The organism is Planctomicrobium stercoris (assembly GCF_051465655.1).
Lineage (GTDB): Bacteria > Planctomycetota > Planctomycetia > Planctomycetales > Planctomycetaceae > Planctomicrobium.
In genome coordinates this window covers 3,030,860-3,048,253 of sequence record NZ_CP195791.1, presented here as the reverse complement: position 1 = coordinate 3,048,253, position 17,394 = coordinate 3,030,860, and the positions used below count along the sequence as shown (strand labels likewise).

The window sequence follows — 17,394 nt, the reverse complement described above, 5'->3', positions numbered from 1 at the left end:
TTCTCCTCAATGAACGTGCCACGCCGGGGACAGTGTCGTTTCGCCAGCAAAGTCTGCAGGTTCATGATGAGCGTCGAGCCAAGACGATGCCTCCACCTGAAACGAGAAGGCGATCATGATTACTCTGCACCCTGAAAATCTCTTTAACGGCCTTCCTTCCCAGCTCCCTGAAGAACTCTTCACAGTACTCATCGAAAACCAGAATGTTCGTATTGAGCGGATCGTCTCAATGGGGCACAGCAGCCCTGATGGGTTCTGGTATGATCAGGATGAGCATGAATGGGTCATTGTGCTCAAAGGAGAAGCGAAGCTGGCTTTCGACAATGGTGAAGTAATTTCGATGAAGACGGGGGACCATCTGCTGATTCCCGCCCATCGGAAGCATCGTGTCGAGTGGACATCGGCCAACGAGTCAACAATCTGGCTGGGAGTGTTTATCGCGGTTGAGTGATCCCTGATCTCGACTGATTTGAAGCAAACTCTTTCCCCTGCCGTTGTCCAAGTCACTTCCGGTCTCTCGGAAATGAACGAAAAATACGCGAACCTCCATTTTTTTGCGGCGGTTTGTCCGGCGGCTTCGCAACCAGTCCTGTATGGGGCGCGTCTGGAGTGCTCCGGAGAGGCGGGGAACATGTCGGTGGATTCCAATCAGATTCGCGTCGCCAGGGCAGGGGACTCCGCCCGGATCGAAGAGTTGCTGGAGCCGTATCGGCAGTATCTCAAACTCCTTGCCCGAATACAGATCGGTCCGAAGCTCCGGGGCAAGGCAGATGAATCCGATCTGGTTCAGGAGACATTTTTGGCCGCTCATTGTGGGTTTCCCCAGTTTCGTGGGGAGAGTGAAGCGGAACTGGTGGAATGGTTGCGGTCGATTCTGGCGACCCGGCTCGCGACGTTATTCCGACACTATCTCGGGACACAGCAGCGAGACCTCCGTCTGGAGCAGCGGATTGATGAAGAACTGGGACGTTCGACGGTCCGGCTGGGTGCCGACCTCGCTGTCGGCCTTGTATCACCGGAGTCGTCTCCCAGTCAGCGTGCCAGTCGTCATGAAGAGGCTGTGAGGCTGGCCGACGCGCTCGCGCGGCTTCCGGGCGACTATCGTGAAGTGATCGTGTTGCGGAATCTGGAGGGACTGCCGTTCAAAGAGGTCGCCCGGCGGATGGAGAAAACGGAAGACAGCGTTGAAAAACTCTGGTTGCGTGGTCTGGCCAAGCTCCGTCAGCAGTTGGGAGACAAACGATGAATGAGCCGCTGATGCCTCCCGGTGATGATGAGGGCTCACAGGTCTTTCAGATCGTGCAGCAGTACCTCCAGCAGATCGAAGCGGGAGAGCATCCCAGCCGGGCAGAGCTGGAGTTACGGTATCCTGATCTCATTGCGACGATGGAGCCGTATCTTGATGCGATCGAGATGTTACACGCCGCCGCTCCACAACTGCGCGATCGGTCGGGCGCTGCCGGTGAACATGCAGCGTCCGCAGCCCCCCTGCCCGAGGGTAAGCCGCTCGGCGACTTTCAACTCGTCCGGGAAATCGGTCGCGGCGGGATGGGAGTGGTCTACGAAGCCGTTCAGCTGTCACTGAGTCGCAAGGTCGCGGTGAAGGTGCTGCCGTTCGCCGCAGCTCTTGACGCCCGGCAGTTGCAGCGGTTCCGTAACGAAGCTCAGGCTGCCGCCTCCCTTCATCATCCGCATATCGTGCCTGTCTACGGCGTCGGCTGCGAACGGGGAGTCCACTTTTATGTCATGCAGTTGATCGAAGGGCAGAATCTGGCATCCTTTATTAGCAGGCTGCAGGAAGAGGCAGAAGTACATCCAGCCACGGTGTTCGATTCGTCCTCTGCGGCTGGACTGGCAGAACCGCAGACTCCGGTCAAACGGGAACTGCCTGCGGAAACAGGACAGGTCTTCAGCGCGGAACTGACGACGCAACGGGTTCATCGCAAGGGGATTTATTACCGCACCGTTGCGGAAATGATCGTTCAGGCGGCGGACGCGCTGGATTATGCCCACTCGCTGGGGATCGTCCATCGTGATGTAAAACCGGCGAACATCATCGTCGATGATGGCGGGAAGGTCTGGGTGGCGGACTTCGGACTGGCGCAGATCCAAACCGACCAGACCTTAACTCACACTGGAGACTTGCTGGGAACCCTGCGCTACATGAGCCCGGAGCAGGCAGGTGGACAACCCGGGCAAGTCGACCACCGGACCGACGTCTATTCTCTGGGAGCCACGTTATACGAGTTGTTAACCCTTCGTCCCTTATTTGAAGCGGAGAATCGGAGGGGACTCCTGCACCGCATTCTTGAAGAAGAACCGCGGTCGGTCCGATCGTTTGATCGTTTGATCCCTCGGGAGTTGGACATCATCACGCGGAGGTCGTTAGGCAAGAGTCCCGGCGATCGATACGACTCCATCCGCGAAATGCGCGAGGACCTGCAACGGTTCCTGAAAGATCTCCCCATTCGTGCCCGCACTCCCTCCCTGCTTGAGCGTCTGGCGAAATGGTCCAGGCGGCATCGGGGAATTGTGGTTTCCGGTGTCGCGGCGCTGGCGTTAACCGTCGCTGGGCTGTCCGTCGCCACGTGGATGACTGCCGCAGCTTATGATCGGGAACGTGCGAAAGCGGCTGAAGCCGCCTTACAGCACGAGCGGGCAGAACGGAATTTCCAACAGGCACGGGCTGCGGTGGATGAGTTCACCCGGATTGCGGATGAAACGCTCGGAAGCCATCCCGTGATGGAAACAGCCCGGCTCCGGATGCTCGAAACCGCGCTGACGTACTATCAGAATTTCATCGATCAGCATCGCGACGATGCTACGTTGCAAGGGGAACTGGAAGTGAGCCTTGCCAAGGTGGAACTGATCCTGAACGAGATGACCACACTCATCGAAGTCGGGAAATACCGCCTGTTGCAGTATCCGCAGGTGCAACGGGAGTTGAAGCTCACAGCGGAGCAACAGGCATCGCTGCAGACCGTAGTCGACCTTTGGCATGAAATGCTCCATGACAAGGAATCTCTGGGACGCACCCAGCGGGAACAACGGCGACTGGAACTGGCCCGGCGGCAGGACGCGGAAGTCAAACGCGTTCTGACTCCGGAGCAGCAGGAGCGGTTTCAGCAGATCGCCTGGCGGGAAGCGGGGCCGCTGGCATTGGAAGACGGCCCCCTGTCGGGAAAACTGGAACTGACCGCTGAGCAACGGGGAGAGATTCGCCGTTTGCTGGCGGAATATCTCCCTCCCCGCCCAGGCCCTCCTCCATTTCGTCCCCCGCCAGAGCGAGAACTGAGCTTCTCCACAATGGCCCCTCCTCCTGGCCCTCCGCCTCCCTACGGGCCGGGGGAAGAGTTTGCTCGAGGCAACATTGAGAGGGTCAACAAAGAACTGGAGAAAGTTCTTTCCGCTGAACAGCAAGCTCGTTGGCAGAAACTGCTCGGGGAACCGCTGACCGAGCCGTTGCAACGTCTGCCGCCGCCGCTCCCAGCGGGTGGTTTTCGATTTCACTCTCTGGAACAGGGACACCACCGATGAAGAACAACATGAAATCAACTGGACTCACACTGGTGATCTGCGGCGGATCGACACTGCTCTGGATGTTTCTTTCGGGATGGTCTCTCGAACAGAGCCGTGTTCTCCTCGCCCAGGAGAGACCTCAGGGGCCGGGGCCTTCGGAACAGGGACGCGATCTTGAAAGGGGCGGACCTCGCCCTGAACGGGGAGGCTTTGGTCCAGGTGGGCCGGAAGGGAATCGGCCGGTCGGACCGGGGGGGCCGGGAGGTTTTGGACCGCCACAGGATCAGGAAATCGTCAAGCAGTTTGACAAGGACGGAGACAAAATCCTGAACCACGAGGAACGGCAGGCCGCTCGAAAGTGGTTGTCGGATCAGGGAGCCGGTGGGCGTGGCGGCTTGGGTCGCGGTCGCGGCGGCTTTGGTCCTCCTCCTGATGGATTTGGCCCGCCAGGTGGTGGATTTGGTCCTCCAGGTGGCTTCAGTCCGCCGCCGGGTGGCTTTGGTCCACCGGGGGAACGAGAGCGCGTGGCGGGAACGCCCGGTCCCAAGGTCTCGCAGGAGGACGTCCAGAAATTTCCGGGTGAACCATTGTATTCGCCAAAGGTCGTCCGGACGCTGTTCGTTACTTTCGAGCATGATGACTGGGAAGACGAATTGGCGGCGTTCAAGAATACCGACGTCGAAGTCCCGGCCACACTGGTGGTCGACGGGACGACTTATCCCGAGATCGGAGTCAGTTTCCGGGGAATGTCCTCCTTCATGATGATCCCCACTGGCTCCAAGCGGTCGCTGAAGCTCTCGCTCGATTTTCAGCAACCGGAGCAGAAACTGTACGGTTATAAAACCCTGAACCTGCTCAACTGCAACGGCGATCCCTCCATGATGAGCGGCGCGCTCTACTCGCGACTGGTCCGGGAACACATTCCTGCCCCGAAGGTGAATTTCGTCAAAGTGGTGATCAATGGAGAAAGCTGGGGAATCTATGCCAATGCCCAGCAGTTCAACAAGGATTTTCTGCAGGAAAACTACGGGGAGACCGACGGCGCCCGCTGGAAAGCTTCCGGCAATCCCGGAGCCGACGCTGGTCTGCGTTACCTCGGAGAGAACATCTCGGACTACAAGCAGCGGTTCGAGATCAAATCAAAAGATAAACCAGACTCCTGGAAGGCGTTGATCAATCTGTGCCGCGTGCTCGAACAGACTCCCCCGGAGAAACTCGAAGAAGCCCTGGCGCCGATTCTTGATATCGATGAAGTGCTCTGGTTTCTGGCTTATGACATCGCCCTGGTGAACGAAGATGGGTACTGGACCAGAGCGAGTGATTACAACTTGTATCTGGATTCTCACGGGAAGTTTCATGTCATTCCTCACGACATGAACGAAACCTTCCATGCAGCGAATGGCCAGGCGGGATTCGGAGGGCCGCGACCGGAAGGAGGGGGTCCCGGTGGACCGGATGGACCACCATTCGGAAGAGACTTCTTCCCCCCACCCGATGGACGACCACCAGAACGCGAGGGACCAGGGGGATCAGATGGGCCAGAGCGGCCAGAAAGGCCGTCCGGAGGTCCTCCACCTGGCAGAAACGGTTTCCCGCCTCCAGGAGATGAGCGTTTTCCACCTCCCGGCGGTGGAGGAATGAGAGGCGGTCCGCGCGGGGGAATGATGCGCCCCAGCGTCACGGTTGATCCCCTGGTCGCAATCAACAACCCTCGCATGCCCCTGCATAGCAAACTGCTCGCGGTCCCGAAGTTTCGAGAGCAGTATCTCGCCAACATTCGGGAGATCGCAGAAAAGCAACTCGACTGGAATTCTCTGGGACCGCTGGTCGCGGAATATCGCGAACTCCTCAACGACGAGGTGAACGCGGACACCCGGAAGCTGACCACCTACGAAGCCTTTGTGCACGCAACCGCGGACAGCCCGTCCGACTCCGTGAAAACCCGCACGCTTCCGCTGCGCACGTTCGCCGATCAGCGACAGGAATTCCTGTTGAAAGCCACCGCCGCACCGACTGCCCGTTGATCCTGTGTGACCGGTCGGCGAGCAGTTTGTCATGAGTTGTCCAATGAGTGAAGAGAGGTTCGATGTGAGCAATGATGCTGAACCGACTTCATCGCTGTCTCCCTCCCTGACGGCTCGTGCCCAGGGAGCAACAGCTTTCGAAGTGAAGTTTCTGATCGATGAAGCGGTCGCGTTGAAGGTCGAAGCGTGGGCCGCGCGGCAAATGGAGCCGGATCCGCACGGCCATCCGGCACAGAGCGGAAGCTATCAGGTGACCAGTCTCTATACCGATACCGTGGGTCTGGATGTTTATCATCGAACTCCGAAATATCGCCGCAGGAAATACCGGCTGAGACGCTATGGAAACGAACCGACGATTCATCTGGAAAGGAAAGTGCGTCGGGGAGAACGTGTTGCCAAGCGCCGCACCTCGGTTCCGGAAAGCGACCTCCACTTTCTCGCGCAGACACTGGCGATCACGGATTGGCAGGGGCACTGGTTTCATCACAGTCTGTTGCGGAAATCGCTGGTCCCGACAGGCCTGCTGATTTATCAGCGAACGGCGTTTGTGGGGAGCTGTCCGGAAGGCCCTCTGAGGCTGACACTCGACCGTCAGATCCGGGGACTGCTCACTTCCAGCTGGAATCTCGAGACTGGAGAGCAGGCGCTTCCCTTACTGCCGGGAGAAGTGGTCTTGGAACTGAAATTCCGGGAGGCGATGCCGTTGGCATTCAAGCAACTGGTGGCAGAGCTTCAGTTGAATACAACCGGACTTTCCAAATATCGCCGGTGTCTGGATGCCTGTGGTGCGATGTCCCGTCTCAAGGAACCGGAAGTGAAGTATGCCTGACTGGTTGACCTCTCCAATTGCGGGAGAAACGTCACTCTCGCTTCCGCTCCTCGTTCTCCGGCTCGGACTTGGACTGGTCTTCGGCATTCTCGTCGCCGGCAGTTACCGGATCACGCAGGGGCGGTTGTCAACGCGGTCCTTGTCGCTGATGGCGACGCTGGTCTTACTGACGATCCTGATCGCCATGGTGACGCTGGCCATCGGGAATAGCGTCGCCCGCGCGTTCAGCCTCGTCGGCGCGCTCTCGATCGTCCGGTTTCGAACCGTCGTGGAAGACACGCGTGACACGGCCTTCGTGATCTTTGCGGTTGCAATCGGAATGGCGGTGGGAGCAGGCTATTTTGAGATGGCAATCGTTGGGATCCCGGTGACGACACTGGCAGCCTACCTGTTCCGCCCACGTCAAAATGTTTCTCCCGAAGAAAACCTGGACCGAACATTGAATATCCGCATCGGCCTGGGACGGGATGTGAATGCGGTCCTGGAACCGACGTTTCGCTCTCACCTGGAACGCTGGGAATTGAATTCGATCGCGACAGCCAAACAGGGGGCGGCGCTGGACCTGTCGTATCACACGCGATTGTTGAACGCGGACGCCGCGCTCCCCTTGACCGTGCAACTGAATCAACTGGAGGGTGTGCAGGAAGTGGAGCTCAGATGCTAGTGCGACAGTTCGACTTCTTGAAAAACTCAATGAATGATCTGCCAGAGCACGAAGCGTGAGCGAGTGCATTTTTCAAATGATGGCGCAGTCACAGCGGAAAAAATGTTCCGGACGCATTGCCGACTGATCTTCTTGATGCACAGTTCCCGGAGCCGAGGTCCGTAGTTCACTCGGCGAATCTGCAGTTGCAACCGGCTGACCTCCTCAGTTCCAGTTGCCGCGCGGTGATCCCTGCGGACCTGCAGCGCGAGTTTCGGGTTGCAACCGGCTGACCTCCTCAGTTCCAGTTGCCGCTTAACACGAATGCGCCCCAATATTCAGGAGACAGCTGGGTGGAGGTCGAATCGGATGTGCTCTTTTTAGGAACGCGACTGATGCCTCGGGCTTCGGCGGACGCGGAACTCCAGACTTCCTGAGGATGCTCCAGCATCCAGATCTGTGCATCACGCAGTGCATCCAGGCGGGAATGTGATCCGTCCCACAAGTTTTGATAAAAGCGGGTCATCAGAACCTGGGTGGCGTGGTCGTTGACCTTCCAGAGACTGGCGATGGTGGAGCGGGCACCGGCAATCTGAAAAGCGCGTTGCACTCCAATCAGACCGTCTCCGTAGGTTAACTGTCCGATGCCTGTTTCACAGGCCGAAAGCACTGCCAGATCGACATTGGATAACGGCAATGTGGCAATCTCGTCGGCCGTCAGGATGCCGTCCTCCTCCCCGCCCGCATCGGGTGAATTTGCCCCGGCCATTGCCAGGCCTGAAAGCAGGCCGGGATGGTAATTTTCAATCGTCTCGTTGGCGCTGAACCCCTGACCCTGCGCACCGGGATCCTGTCCCGCAGGTTTCGAACCCGCGGACGTGGCAAAGTATCCGTGGGTGGCGACATGCAGAATATGAAATCCCGGAGCGAGCTTTCGAAATGCGGATTCCGTGGCCTGCTGTTGGACCAGCACTTGGATTCCTTCGCGATTGATCTTCCCGGTCTTTTCGCTCAGTCCCTCGATTGCCCGCAACTCAGTCGCGGTTCCCGGCAGAGATTGAAATTGCTGTCCCCCTCGAAGCGACGTGAGCAATGAACCGCTGGAAATGCCTGACGATGGCTGTTCCGGAATTGAGAAGTCGTAGTCGATGTCTCCGAGCATGAGTAGAGACCTCGCTCCCGGGTCTGCATTCAGCGACGAAAGCATCGAACCGGTCAGTTGCGGCACCGGGACTGCCGCCAGGCGATGGTCCTGCAGCAAATAGGTCCCGGGAGCTTTCCCTGGCAGCGCATTGAAGGGCAGCTTGCCGAGAGTCGCGTCGGGCGACATTAAAATCAACCGGGCATCACTGACGTGCTTCAGCAGAGGCTCCCACAGGAGATTTCGCAGCTTGATTCCAGCCTCTTTCCCCTCCTGGCCTAATCCGAACGATTCGCGCCAACGTTCGACCTCGGGTTGAATGCTGTTGAGGGACCCGAGTTGAACGACGAGCGTTTTTCCTGTGGGACGGATGATCGTTGCCAGCAGATGGTCGGGCGCTCCATGCGTCCCCGCAGCCATGTTTCGATAAGCGAAGAAGTCTACGAACACAGCATCTTCGGGAATCGACCGGAAAAATTCCTGCAAGGGTTGACGGGGAATCGTATCCAGATAGGCCAGTTGGGCAGCGGAGAGTTGCTGTTCCAGCAACTCCTTGAAATCGCTGAGATCTTGCGTCTGTCTTTCCAGATGCTCGTGTTCCTGCTGTGGGGCCTGGGCCGACGCTCTTTTGGCGGCCCTGACAAGCCGGTTGGAAATTGAGGAAAGTTGTTCCTGGAAACTTTTGATGTCCGCATCCTGCATCAAATCCTGCAGGTTGCGTTGCCGCAATTGAGCATCGCCTTTCCATTGATAAATCGCGGTGAAGATGGCCGGAGCATCGGAACCGCGTTGAGATTCAACGGTAATGAGCAGGTCAAGACTCTGCCGCATCTGCTCACGCAAAAGCATCTGCTGTCGGGAAGAAAGCACATACATCGAATGATCCAGGATTTTTCGTGACACTTCGAGTGCTCTCTGGGCCTGCTCCGCTGCCTTGTCGGTCTGTCCGCACTTGAATGAAACCCAGGCGGACTTCAGCAGGCTCTCCGCAAACAGCCTGCTGTCGCTGCCGAAGCGTTTTTGACATGAAGCCAATGCTGTTTCTGACCATCGCGCCGCCGCTTGTTGATCTCCGCAGAGCACCAGGAGTTCGGAAAGGTCCGAACAGACGTGGAAGTCAGGTCCCGGAGGAGTCTTCCAAGCGGCCAATGAGGATTCGATCCCCCGGGCCAGCGTGAGAGCGGCTTCACTCCGGCCCGACTCGAGCGTCAGCTTCGCGGCGCGGATTCTGTCTCCCAGCCCCTCCACGGAGTTCGGATCCGCGTGAAGTGCCATAATTTTCTCGTATTCCGCGAATGCTTCCGCGATGCGCGCCTGACGCCACCTGAGGTCCGCTAACGCCCGGCGGCATCTGCGTTGCAGCGTGACAGGCAACTCGTGGGGATTATCCAGGATCTTCTGAATCTGGAGCAGATAGGCCTCTTCAAGGTCGGGCCGCTTTTTAAATTGCTCCACTTGAGCCAACCCCAGCAGAACGGTCACGGGAGGGGCGGCATTGGGATCGGATTGCTTAAGCACGGCAATGACATTCGCAAAGTTCCTCTCTGCATTGGGAAAATCGCCCATGCCAAGAAAAAGCTGGCTGAGATTCAAAAATGAGAGTGAATATTCCATCACGCTGACACGGCCTGCGGGAAGAGCTTCCTCGATCAACTGGCGATGGGTCTGGCGCAAGCCCAGTTCCAGATGGGACATCCCCTGTGAGGAGAAGAGCGCCGCCAGGGCCTCATAGTTCGAACGAAACTCCAGGGGGGTCTCCGTTCGGTCCGCCCGCCAGACAGCTTCAAAGAGCGCACACTTCGCCAGATCAAACTGTCCGGCTTCAGTCAGGAGCACTCCCAGCGTCTTGCAAAGGAGAACCGCCCGATTGGGATTCTTGTGCAGATCACAGAATCTGACTGCATCGCCGAAGAGATGGCGGCCCCGCTGGAATTGTCCATGCCGGATGGAATCGGTTCCCAGGAGCTCGCAGAGAGGAATGGCAGATGCCGGTTCGCAGGATCGTAGGATTGCATCCAGAGAACCGGTCAGCAGTTCGACAGCCCTGTCATTTTGTCCGGCATTTCTCAAGAGCATGCAGTAATCTGCGAAGTCCTGAAGGGTGCGAGGATGGCTGGGACCGAGAATCTGTCTGCTCATTTTCAACATCTGTTCCGCCGTAGCGATGGAGCCATTGAGATCCCCCGTGCGGGCCTGGAATTCCTTGCAGGCCCTCAATGCTCCGATCGCATGCGGACTGATTTCTCCATAAGCAGTCTCAATCAGTTTGAGCCTTTGTTGCGAGAGTTTCAGCGCAGCGGGGAAGTCGTTTTGAGAAAAGGCTTCCTCGATTTCCTTTTGCACCGTCTCTGCCTGGGCTGCGGCTTGACGTTGTTCTTCAGTCATCGCCAGGCGCCGGTCGAGAAGCTGCAGGTCCATCGCGGCTTCAATTGCTCGATAATCTTCCGCACCGTAACGTTTCGCCAGACGATCCTTTCGCAGGCTCAGGTACTCACGGCCTAATGCGGTTTCCCCGAGGCGATATGAATTGTCCGCCAGCCAGACGATGGTATCCAAAGGAACATCGTCAGTTTCTCCGTAGATTTTTTCTTCCAGCCTGAGAATTTGTCGGGCAGTGTTCAATGCGTTTTTCGGTGTCTCGGAGTTCAGCTCCTGCTGAAACTTCTTCAGGAGCTCGTGCCTCTGTTCCGACAGGCTTTGTTCACCGCCGGCATAACTGGCGAGATTTTGGAAGAGGGCATCCTCCAGGACCTCAGTGGACTTGCGTGTTCCATCGACGATCCCGATCGAAAATGTCCCGTTTGACCGCCGCCACAGATGTCGGGAAATGTCGCTGGCAGGAATGATGAAATCGTCCGGACGGGTCCAGGTCACGCCGGTGTCCGACTCCACCAGGCAAAGCGTATTCGAGGTTCCATCAGTGATCTGGGAGATGCTCACGGAATCACCGAAGACCGTCCCTTTTCCCGTGACCGCTTGCAGACGCGTGGTAAAGTCATCCGGGGCTCGCCCGGAGGTCTCATAAATTCTGGGCAGCAGGGGAATCAGCTGGCGATTGTGCGGGCTGTCCCAGGGCTCATGAAGATGGAATTTCTCATAGAGTTCCTTTTGGTCGATCAGCGGCAGAATTGCCACGCGCCAACTGAGCAGCGGCTTCCCGTCCGAAGCGACAATGTTCCTCGGAAAATGACCATGGAGATCATGATAGAAATGCCAGCCCAGAAGAACCTGGGAAATCGGCTCTCCTGAAACAGGACCGGGCAACTGGTGAAACAATCGCAGAACTCTGGCCCGCAGATCGGGATTTGGATCATTCTTCAGTTCACTGAGCGGCGAATCGGCCAGCTGTTCCTCCGGACAGTTCATGTGGAAAATTGGAACGGCCCACATGCGAACGTAGACGTCCGAAGATTTGAGCAAAGGAGCCACTCCACTACAGACTGCCTCCTGGTTCGCGGTGATCTGCTTCAACACAGCGGGGTCAACAAGAACGCCGGTGATCGAGGCCTGCAGGGTCGGTTGATTGAATTCGTCGATGTGCTGCCGCAGCTCGCTGAGAATCAATGCAATGGCGTCCCGGTCATTGATGTTGGTTTCTTTCAGTCTGGTCAGACACTCCGCCAGCGACCGGATGGGAGGAGCCGGCGCGGGAGTCTGGTCTTCAATTTCGAGTTCGTCCAGATTGACAGGTTCACCATCGTGGTAGTTGAAGAGCCGCCGCCAGACGTCATCGTCCTTCAATCGATGACGTTCGATATGGCCGTCCCGGAAAGCCAATGTGAATGTCCCTTCGTTGTCCGGGAGCAACTTGTTTGGAAATCTCCTGTGCGGTAGGGAGCAGGTCTTCCGGTTTCGTCCATGGGACGGAATCAAGTGTCTCCGCGATGACGATTGTCTGGCTCGATCCATCAGTCACGTTCCGAAGGGTAGCACCATCGCCGAAGATCGTATTCGGGCCATCCCAGGCTCGAAAATGCGTCACCGGTTTTCCACTGCGGTCAAATGGGTTGCGATAGCAACTTGGCATCGCAGCCAGCAGCTCCAGGTTATGCGGGCTGTCCCAGGGCTCATCAAGGTGAAATTTGGCATAGAGCGCTTCCTCTGTGAGAAATGGCAGTAAACGCACCCGCCAGCTCAGCAGTGGCTTTCCCTGAGAATCAACGATGTTCGTGGGGGGCCGCTTTTCCTGATCTTCGAAGTTCGTCCAGCCCAGTAAGATTTGCTTGAAGTTATTGCTCCGCTGCGAGTCCCTCGCTGCATGTCGCAACATCAGGATAAAAGGCAGCAGGATCCGGCCGGAATCTTTCATTGTCCGGCTGATGGAGGGGAGCCGGGGATCCGTCCAGTGCGCCGGAGATTCGGGACTCGGCTTCAGCTGCTGCAGATAGGTCAGGATCTGTTGTTCCGCCAGAACCACCTGAGCGTCTTCTTCAGCCGAAAGCCGTTTCTGGATTTTTTCCGAGGACCATTGAATCATTTCGGCGACGGCCTGGCTGGCCGACGGCAGCCAGCGTTCAAAGTTTCCGGAATCGGCGACGTCCCGCCGCTTGGTGAAATGAACATCCAGATGGCTTCCTCGCTTGAGGATCTCCGCGGTCAAATGCACCTGGGAAAGTTCCACGGGCAATGAGAGCAGCAGCCTTACGAACGAGCCGTCTGGCGTCGGACGGCACAGTGGGTCTACGGCTTGTCGGATTTGTCCGACATCCACCGACATCGCGAAATTGACGCTCTCGGGAAGCGATGCGAATTGTGATCCGAGCGAATCCGGTGGGATGGAAGTCTGAAACCGTGAGAAGATGTGCGATGCGAAGTCCGCGTTCGGCAGCATCAGCACGGTGAATGGGTCACGAAAGACAAGATCGCTGCCCCCTCCTGCCCCATGCCGGAAAGATGCCAACTGGCTCCCCTCGATTTCAACAGCCCCGGGAGAGAGCCAGTGCACCAGAATGGATGGATGAATTTCGTGACGGAATCTCATTGCGAGACAGAGGACGGGTTCCGGAAACTGGGGATCTAATTCCGCCCAGACGGCGACTTCCTCAATCTCCGAAGGAGGAATCGGGAGTTGTCCCAGAAATGGAATGTCTCCCAAAATCTCGAATTCCGTATCGCGAATCAGCGAAGCTGGCTTGATCCACGCAGCGGCAATTGCATGAGCCGGAATAACAGACCTGATGGATCGCTGTGGCGTGTCCGCTGGGGCAACCTGGACGTTTTCCGCAAAGGCGATCCCCCCGGACAAGAGAGCTGTCAGCAGAAATCCAAACCCGCGGGACATACCGGCGCAACGGAGAAATCGCATGAGACGCTTTCGGTACGAAGGAGTTACCGGAGGCTCCCACTTATCTTGACCAGGTACGTGTTCTCGTTTTTTCGCATGATGGGAAGTAAACCGGATCACACTTAATGAAAAGACGTAATGTCTGATGATTCTGTAGATTCATTCGATCTTGAATTATGGGAATAAGCAACAAGCCGCTCCAGACTGATTCTGCGTTCTTCGTAATGACTAACGTCATTACATTTTTAACTCTTGAAAAGATGGTCGCATGCTAATCAACGTCAATCAAAATCGTCGTGGGTTCACATTAATCGAACTTCTTGTGGTGATTGCAATTATCGCGGTACTGATCGCTCTGCTCTTGCCCGCGGTGCAGCAGGCGAGAGAGGCGGCGCGCCGTTCACAGTGCAAGAACACCTTAAAGCAGATTGGACTGGCGTTACACAATTACCACGACTTGTTTAGCACCTTTCCTCCAGGGTCAAGCGGCGGCAGTTCGCTTGTCAGCTCTTCTGGAACGTGTACCTGGTCGCCGGTATCACCCGGCACACGAAGAGCCCCTTGGACTGTCATGATTCTTCCTGCTCTCGAAGAAACCGCACTTTACAACCAGTTCAAGTCCGAAGAGGAATTTACGATCCTTTCGATGGCGGCGTTCCGGGGATCAGCTGCGAATCACGCGGCGTGGGAGAAGAAGATGCCGAAGTATAAATGCCCCTCGGATGTCAACTTTCCGAACGGAACGACTTCCAGCTACAAGGGTGTTTCCGGCGGAGGAACAGGAGCATTCTGTCTTGGAGAAGGTTATTCATTGTATCCCTTTCACACAAACGGAATCTTGTACCATAACTCCAATACGCGTGTGCGCGATGTTACGGATGGATTGACGAATGTATTTCTGGTCGGGGAAAGTCCCTACCAGTATTCCGCTTCGAATGGCGATGGCTTCGGTGTGGGATGGGCGTCTGCTCATTTTGAGTCATTCGTTACAAATACCGGAGGAACGACTTTCCCGTTGAACACAAAGTCCCCCGGGCATGACACTGTCGGGTATTTCGGAAGCCATCATGTCGGCGGTGCGCATTTTCTGCTCGGCGATGGGTCAGTGCAGTTTGTTAACCAGAACATGAATCTGCCGACTTATCAGCAGATGGGAATTCGTAACGACGCTCTGCCGGTCGGGGGATGGCAATGAGACGCTATCGCAATCTGGTGAATATTGGGAATGCTCTGATGATGCTCGCCCTGCTGCTTTGGGCGGGGTGCAGAGCAGAGGAAAGCGGTCCGGCCCGGTTTCTCCTGAAAGGGGAGGTCACTTTTGCTGGTCAGCCAGTTCCGAAGGGGACGCTGATGTTCGTGCCTGACAATGCCAAAGGAAACTTTGGACCGGGAGTGATGGTGTTAATCACCGATGGCCGGTTCCAAATGGAAGACAATCAAGGAGTGATCGGTGGTCCGCATCTCGTGACGGTTTCCGGATATGACGGTGTTGTTCAGCCTGAGATGATCGCTTCCAATGGCGCGCCTCTTTTTCGCTCATTCGAAATTCAACAAGATCTCCCGATGAAAGATGACATCGTGAATTTCGACGTTCCTTCGACTCAGGCAACGAAGAAGAAGTAACTCAGCGATCGAACGATCGACTGGACATGTTGCTGCACCCAGCCCGGGGCGTGGTCCCGGGTTGGGAACAACGGTCGATTGGCCCTGGTGACGTTGTCGAATTGATGTAAACGACGCGGAAATGTTGTCGACAAACGAGTGTCAACGAGAAATCAGCGCCGAAAACTGAGCGAGTCGGAATTCAGTTTCCCAATGACGTCCATTCGTAGCCGTTCGTTCTCGCAGAATCGCTGCCAGTGCCTGAAACTCGCGGCTCTGTATCGACTTCCAGTTTGCAGTGGTTTTCATGACGTTAATAACTCAGTCGCGTCAAGCAGCTTTACGTTCCAACCCCTTCACCAACCCTGCGACAAACGATTTCAGCTCGATCTCATCGAGGCGTAGTGTCTCGATTTCCTCGGTTCGTCGATCACTGGTGGCAGATGTCCCCGGCCCATGTGGCTTCGGTGCCGGATGCAGTATTTGCAGAACCCCGCGATGACGTAGTCCAAATGTCGCTTTCCGCAAGCGGCAACGACCTGTTATTCGTCTGTCGCATCCTGTCCTTTCAACAGGTCTGCTGAGAGAGTCCATACCGAGATCCCGGAGGGCTCCGCCGGTTCAGCTCCAGAAATGATCTGTTGGACGTGCTCAATCACAGACCTCAGATGCAATCGCATTGCGCGTGCTGCGGCGACTCCGTCTTGCGCTGAGACGGCATTGAGTATCGCCTCGTGCTCTTCAACAGTGCAGCTGCTTCCAAGCCTCGCAAACGTTCTGAAATGGTTTTGGATCAAAAGTTTCTGAATGGGAACGAGCAGCACATCAAAAAGAGGATTTCCGCTGGCATCTGCGAAAGCGGAATGAAACTCGAGATCCGCCGCCACGAGATCATTAATGGACGACTGAGAGTTCTGAATGACCTGCTGTGCTTCCCTCATTTGTTCAAGATGATTCTCGTTGCGATGGGTCGCTGCCAGTTTCAACCCGCGTGCCTGACCGATCATGCGTACGAACCAGACCGAGACCTGTGAGCCGATTGATGGCCTCCCTCACTGCACCGCGTCCAATCGCCAGTCGCTGGCCGACGAGCCGAACGGCCAGGGAACGCACCTGGAGACGAAGTGGCTGAGCGAGAAAGTGACGGAAGTGAAAGAGTTATTCCCTGTGATGCCAGGAATTGGGTTTTATCAGTCCGCCGCTCCTGATTCTCCCGCCTTACGACAACTCATCCGACATTGTGACTTCCTAAGTCGCAGGCATTGGCCGTAATATGCCAGTTCCCGCTCATCATCGACAAAGGGCAGACAAAGGCTTCATCAGCATGAAACAAACCGTTGTCTCGCGACGGCAGTTTTTGCGAGCAGGTGTTCTTACATCTTCCTTATTCGCGCTGTCGACACACGCGCAAGAGGCACCGCGTCCTTTCAATAAGTATTCGTCACAAATCATTGATACACATCTGCATTTTTACAATCCCACCCGGCAAGAAGGGGTTCCCTGGCCAGGTCCCGATGATCCACTTCTGTATCGCAAGACCATGCCGGAAGACTTTCAGAACATCGCACTGCAGAATGGAGTCACAGGAGCGATCGTGGTTGAAGCCAGTCCCTGGCTCGAAGACAATCAGTGGATCCTTGATCTGGCAGCGGAAACTCCCTGGATTCTGGGAGTCGTCGGCAATTTGAAAACCGGCGATCCCGAGTTTGCAATAAATCTGAAGCGATTCTGTGCATCGCATTTGTTCAAGGGCCTGCGAATCAACACCCCTTTCCCCCGGCAGGGTGGCGTCCCCCGGTTTCTGGACGATCTTCGCCTGATCGCGAATGCGGGACTGACCATGGATGTGAATGGCGACGCTGCCGGTTATCAGGACATACTCGAAGTCAAACGAAAGATTCCCGACTTGAGAATTGTTGTTGAACATCTTCCTCGCAGGTTTTCGCCACATGCTGATGAAAGCAAACGGGAGGAAGATGCGTTGGCCGAGCTGGGGTCGCTCCCGGGAATCTATGCGAAAGTCTCGGCAGTTCTGGACCCCGCGGATCCAGCGCCCTCTCTGGAACTGGAGGACTACCGTCCGGTTCTGGACGACATCTGGAGAATTTTTGGTGCGGACAAAGTCATCTACGGAAGTAACTGGCCGGTGAGTAATCGTGTCGCTCCGTATGCAACGGTGATCGATTTGATGAAAAAGTATCTTGCAGAAAAGTCACCACAAGACTCAGAATTGTATTTTTTCAAGAATGCCGAAATTGCATATCAGCTCACATCATGATGATCATACTTGATGCTGAGACTGCGCAAGTGGCACCGTCGAATGGTTGTTAGCGGATTCAGTTGGTGTTAGCA

14 protein-coding genes are annotated in these 17,394 nt (G+C 56.3%); 10 read left to right on the top strand and 4 right to left on the bottom strand.

Annotation, left to right across the window (positions count from 1 at the left end):
• Positions 1 to 115: 115 nt before the first annotated feature.
• The 6 genes from SH661x_RS12540 to SH661x_RS12515 all read left to right on the top strand — a co-directional run bounded on the left by SH661x_RS12540 (position 116) and on the right by SH661x_RS12515 (position 7,036).
• The gene (locus SH661x_RS12540) at positions 116 to 451 is read left to right on the top strand and encodes a cupin domain-containing protein (protein ID WP_437221846.1); all 336 of its coding nucleotides are present in this window, start codon (positions 116 to 118) and stop codon (positions 449 to 451) included.
• A 180-nt stretch (positions 452 to 631) separates the two neighbouring features.
• Positions 632 to 1,246: a sigma-70 family RNA polymerase sigma factor gene (locus tag SH661x_RS12535; protein ID WP_437221844.1), complete on the top strand. Its 615-nt coding sequence runs from the start codon at positions 632 to 634 to the stop codon at positions 1,244 to 1,246.
• Positions 1,243 to 3,537: a serine/threonine protein kinase gene (locus tag SH661x_RS12530; protein ID WP_437221841.1), complete on the top strand. Its 2,295-nt coding sequence runs from the start codon at positions 1,243 to 1,245 to the stop codon at positions 3,535 to 3,537. The genes SH661x_RS12535 and SH661x_RS12530 overlap by 4 nt, the downstream gene beginning before the upstream one ends.
• 8 nt (positions 3,538 to 3,545) lie before the next feature.
• On the top strand, positions 3,546 to 5,543 hold the full coding sequence (locus SH661x_RS12525; RefSeq protein WP_437221839.1) for a CotH kinase family protein: 1,998 nt from the start codon (positions 3,546 to 3,548) through the stop codon (positions 5,541 to 5,543).
• Between the two features lie 43 nt (positions 5,544 to 5,586).
• Entirely contained in the window at positions 5,587 to 6,372 is a 786-nt protein-coding gene (locus tag SH661x_RS12520) for a polyphosphate polymerase domain-containing protein (RefSeq protein ID WP_437221837.1), read from the top strand.
• Positions 6,365 to 7,036: a DUF4956 domain-containing protein gene (locus tag SH661x_RS12515; RefSeq protein WP_437221835.1), complete on the top strand. Its 672-nt coding sequence runs from the start codon at positions 6,365 to 6,367 to the stop codon at positions 7,034 to 7,036. Before SH661x_RS12520 ends, SH661x_RS12515 begins: the two co-directional genes overlap by 8 nt.
• Before the next feature lie 277 nt (positions 7,037 to 7,313).
• Here the strand turns inward: SH661x_RS12515 and SH661x_RS12510 are convergent, their stop codons facing one another.
• Entirely contained in the window at positions 7,314 to 11,963 is a 4,650-nt protein-coding gene (locus tag SH661x_RS12510) for a CHAT domain-containing protein (RefSeq protein ID WP_437221832.1), read from the bottom strand.
• Positions 11,884 to 13,461, bottom strand: a complete 1,578-nt coding sequence (locus SH661x_RS12505; protein WP_437221830.1) for a DUF1559 family PulG-like putative transporter — start codon at positions 13,459 to 13,461, stop codon at positions 11,884 to 11,886. Before SH661x_RS12505 ends, SH661x_RS12510 begins: the two co-directional genes overlap by 80 nt.
• Positions 13,462 to 13,708: 247 nt before the next feature.
• Here SH661x_RS12505 and SH661x_RS12500 point away from each other — a divergent pair, with 247 nt between their 5' ends.
• Positions 13,709 to 14,635: a DUF1559 family PulG-like putative transporter gene (locus SH661x_RS12500; protein ID WP_437221828.1), complete on the top strand. Its 927-nt coding sequence runs from the start codon at positions 13,709 to 13,711 to the stop codon at positions 14,633 to 14,635.
• Positions 14,632 to 15,063, top strand: coding sequence for a hypothetical protein (locus tag SH661x_RS12495; RefSeq protein WP_437221826.1), 432 nt, complete (start codon positions 14,632 to 14,634; stop codon positions 15,061 to 15,063). The genes SH661x_RS12500 and SH661x_RS12495 overlap by 4 nt, the downstream gene beginning before the upstream one ends.
• Positions 15,064 to 15,584: 521 nt before the next feature.
• On the opposite strand, the gene SH661x_RS12490 is transcribed toward SH661x_RS12495, so the two are convergent.
• A complete protein-coding gene (locus SH661x_RS12490; protein WP_437231194.1) occupies positions 15,585 to 16,028 on the bottom strand; it encodes a FadR/GntR family transcriptional regulator in 444 nt (147 codons plus the stop codon).
• On the bottom strand, positions 15,988 to 16,098 hold the full coding sequence (locus tag SH661x_RS12485) for a hypothetical protein (protein WP_437231193.1): 111 nt from the start codon (positions 16,096 to 16,098) through the stop codon (positions 15,988 to 15,990). Before SH661x_RS12485 ends, SH661x_RS12490 begins: the two co-directional genes overlap by 41 nt.
• Between SH661x_RS12485 and SH661x_RS12480 the strand changes: the two genes are divergently transcribed.
• Positions 16,048 to 16,314, top strand: coding sequence for a hypothetical protein (locus SH661x_RS12480; protein WP_437231244.1), 267 nt, complete (start codon positions 16,048 to 16,050; stop codon positions 16,312 to 16,314). The genes SH661x_RS12485 and SH661x_RS12480 overlap by 51 nt on opposite strands.
• A 52-nt stretch (positions 16,315 to 16,366) precedes the next feature.
• Complete coding sequence (locus SH661x_RS12475; protein ID WP_437221824.1) at positions 16,367 to 17,320, top strand: amidohydrolase family protein; 954 nt, start codon at positions 16,367 to 16,369, stop codon at positions 17,318 to 17,320.
• Positions 17,321 to 17,394: the final 74 nt, after the last annotated feature.

Excerpts from the sequence above, each read along its gene's own strand:
- SH661x_RS12480 (WP_437231244.1), top strand. The coding sequence starts at position 16,048 with ATGCGTACGAACCAGACCGAGACCTGTGAGCCGATTGATGGCCTCCCT.
- SH661x_RS12515 (WP_437221835.1), top strand. The coding sequence starts at position 6,365 with ATGCCTGACTGGTTGACCTCTCCAATTGCGGGAGAAACGTCACTCTCG.
- SH661x_RS12505 (WP_437221830.1), bottom strand. The coding sequence starts at position 13,461 with ATGCGATTTCTCCGTTGCGCCGGTATGTCCCGCGGGTTTGGATTTCTG.
- SH661x_RS12525 (WP_437221839.1), top strand. The coding sequence starts at position 3,546 with ATGAAATCAACTGGACTCACACTGGTGATCTGCGGCGGATCGACACTG.
- SH661x_RS12475 (WP_437221824.1), top strand. The coding sequence starts at position 16,367 with ATGAAACAAACCGTTGTCTCGCGACGGCAGTTTTTGCGAGCAGGTGTT.
- SH661x_RS12500 (WP_437221828.1), top strand. The coding sequence starts at position 13,709 with ATGCTAATCAACGTCAATCAAAATCGTCGTGGGTTCACATTAATCGAA.
- SH661x_RS12530 (WP_437221841.1), top strand. The coding sequence starts at position 1,243 with ATGAATGAGCCGCTGATGCCTCCCGGTGATGATGAGGGCTCACAGGTC.
- SH661x_RS12520 (WP_437221837.1), top strand. The coding sequence starts at position 5,587 with ATGAGTGAAGAGAGGTTCGATGTGAGCAATGATGCTGAACCGACTTCA.
- SH661x_RS12535 (WP_437221844.1), top strand. The coding sequence starts at position 632 with ATGTCGGTGGATTCCAATCAGATTCGCGTCGCCAGGGCAGGGGACTCC.
- SH661x_RS12495 (WP_437221826.1), top strand. The coding sequence starts at position 14,632 with ATGAGACGCTATCGCAATCTGGTGAATATTGGGAATGCTCTGATGATG.
- SH661x_RS12540 (WP_437221846.1), top strand. The coding sequence starts at position 116 with ATGATTACTCTGCACCCTGAAAATCTCTTTAACGGCCTTCCTTCCCAG.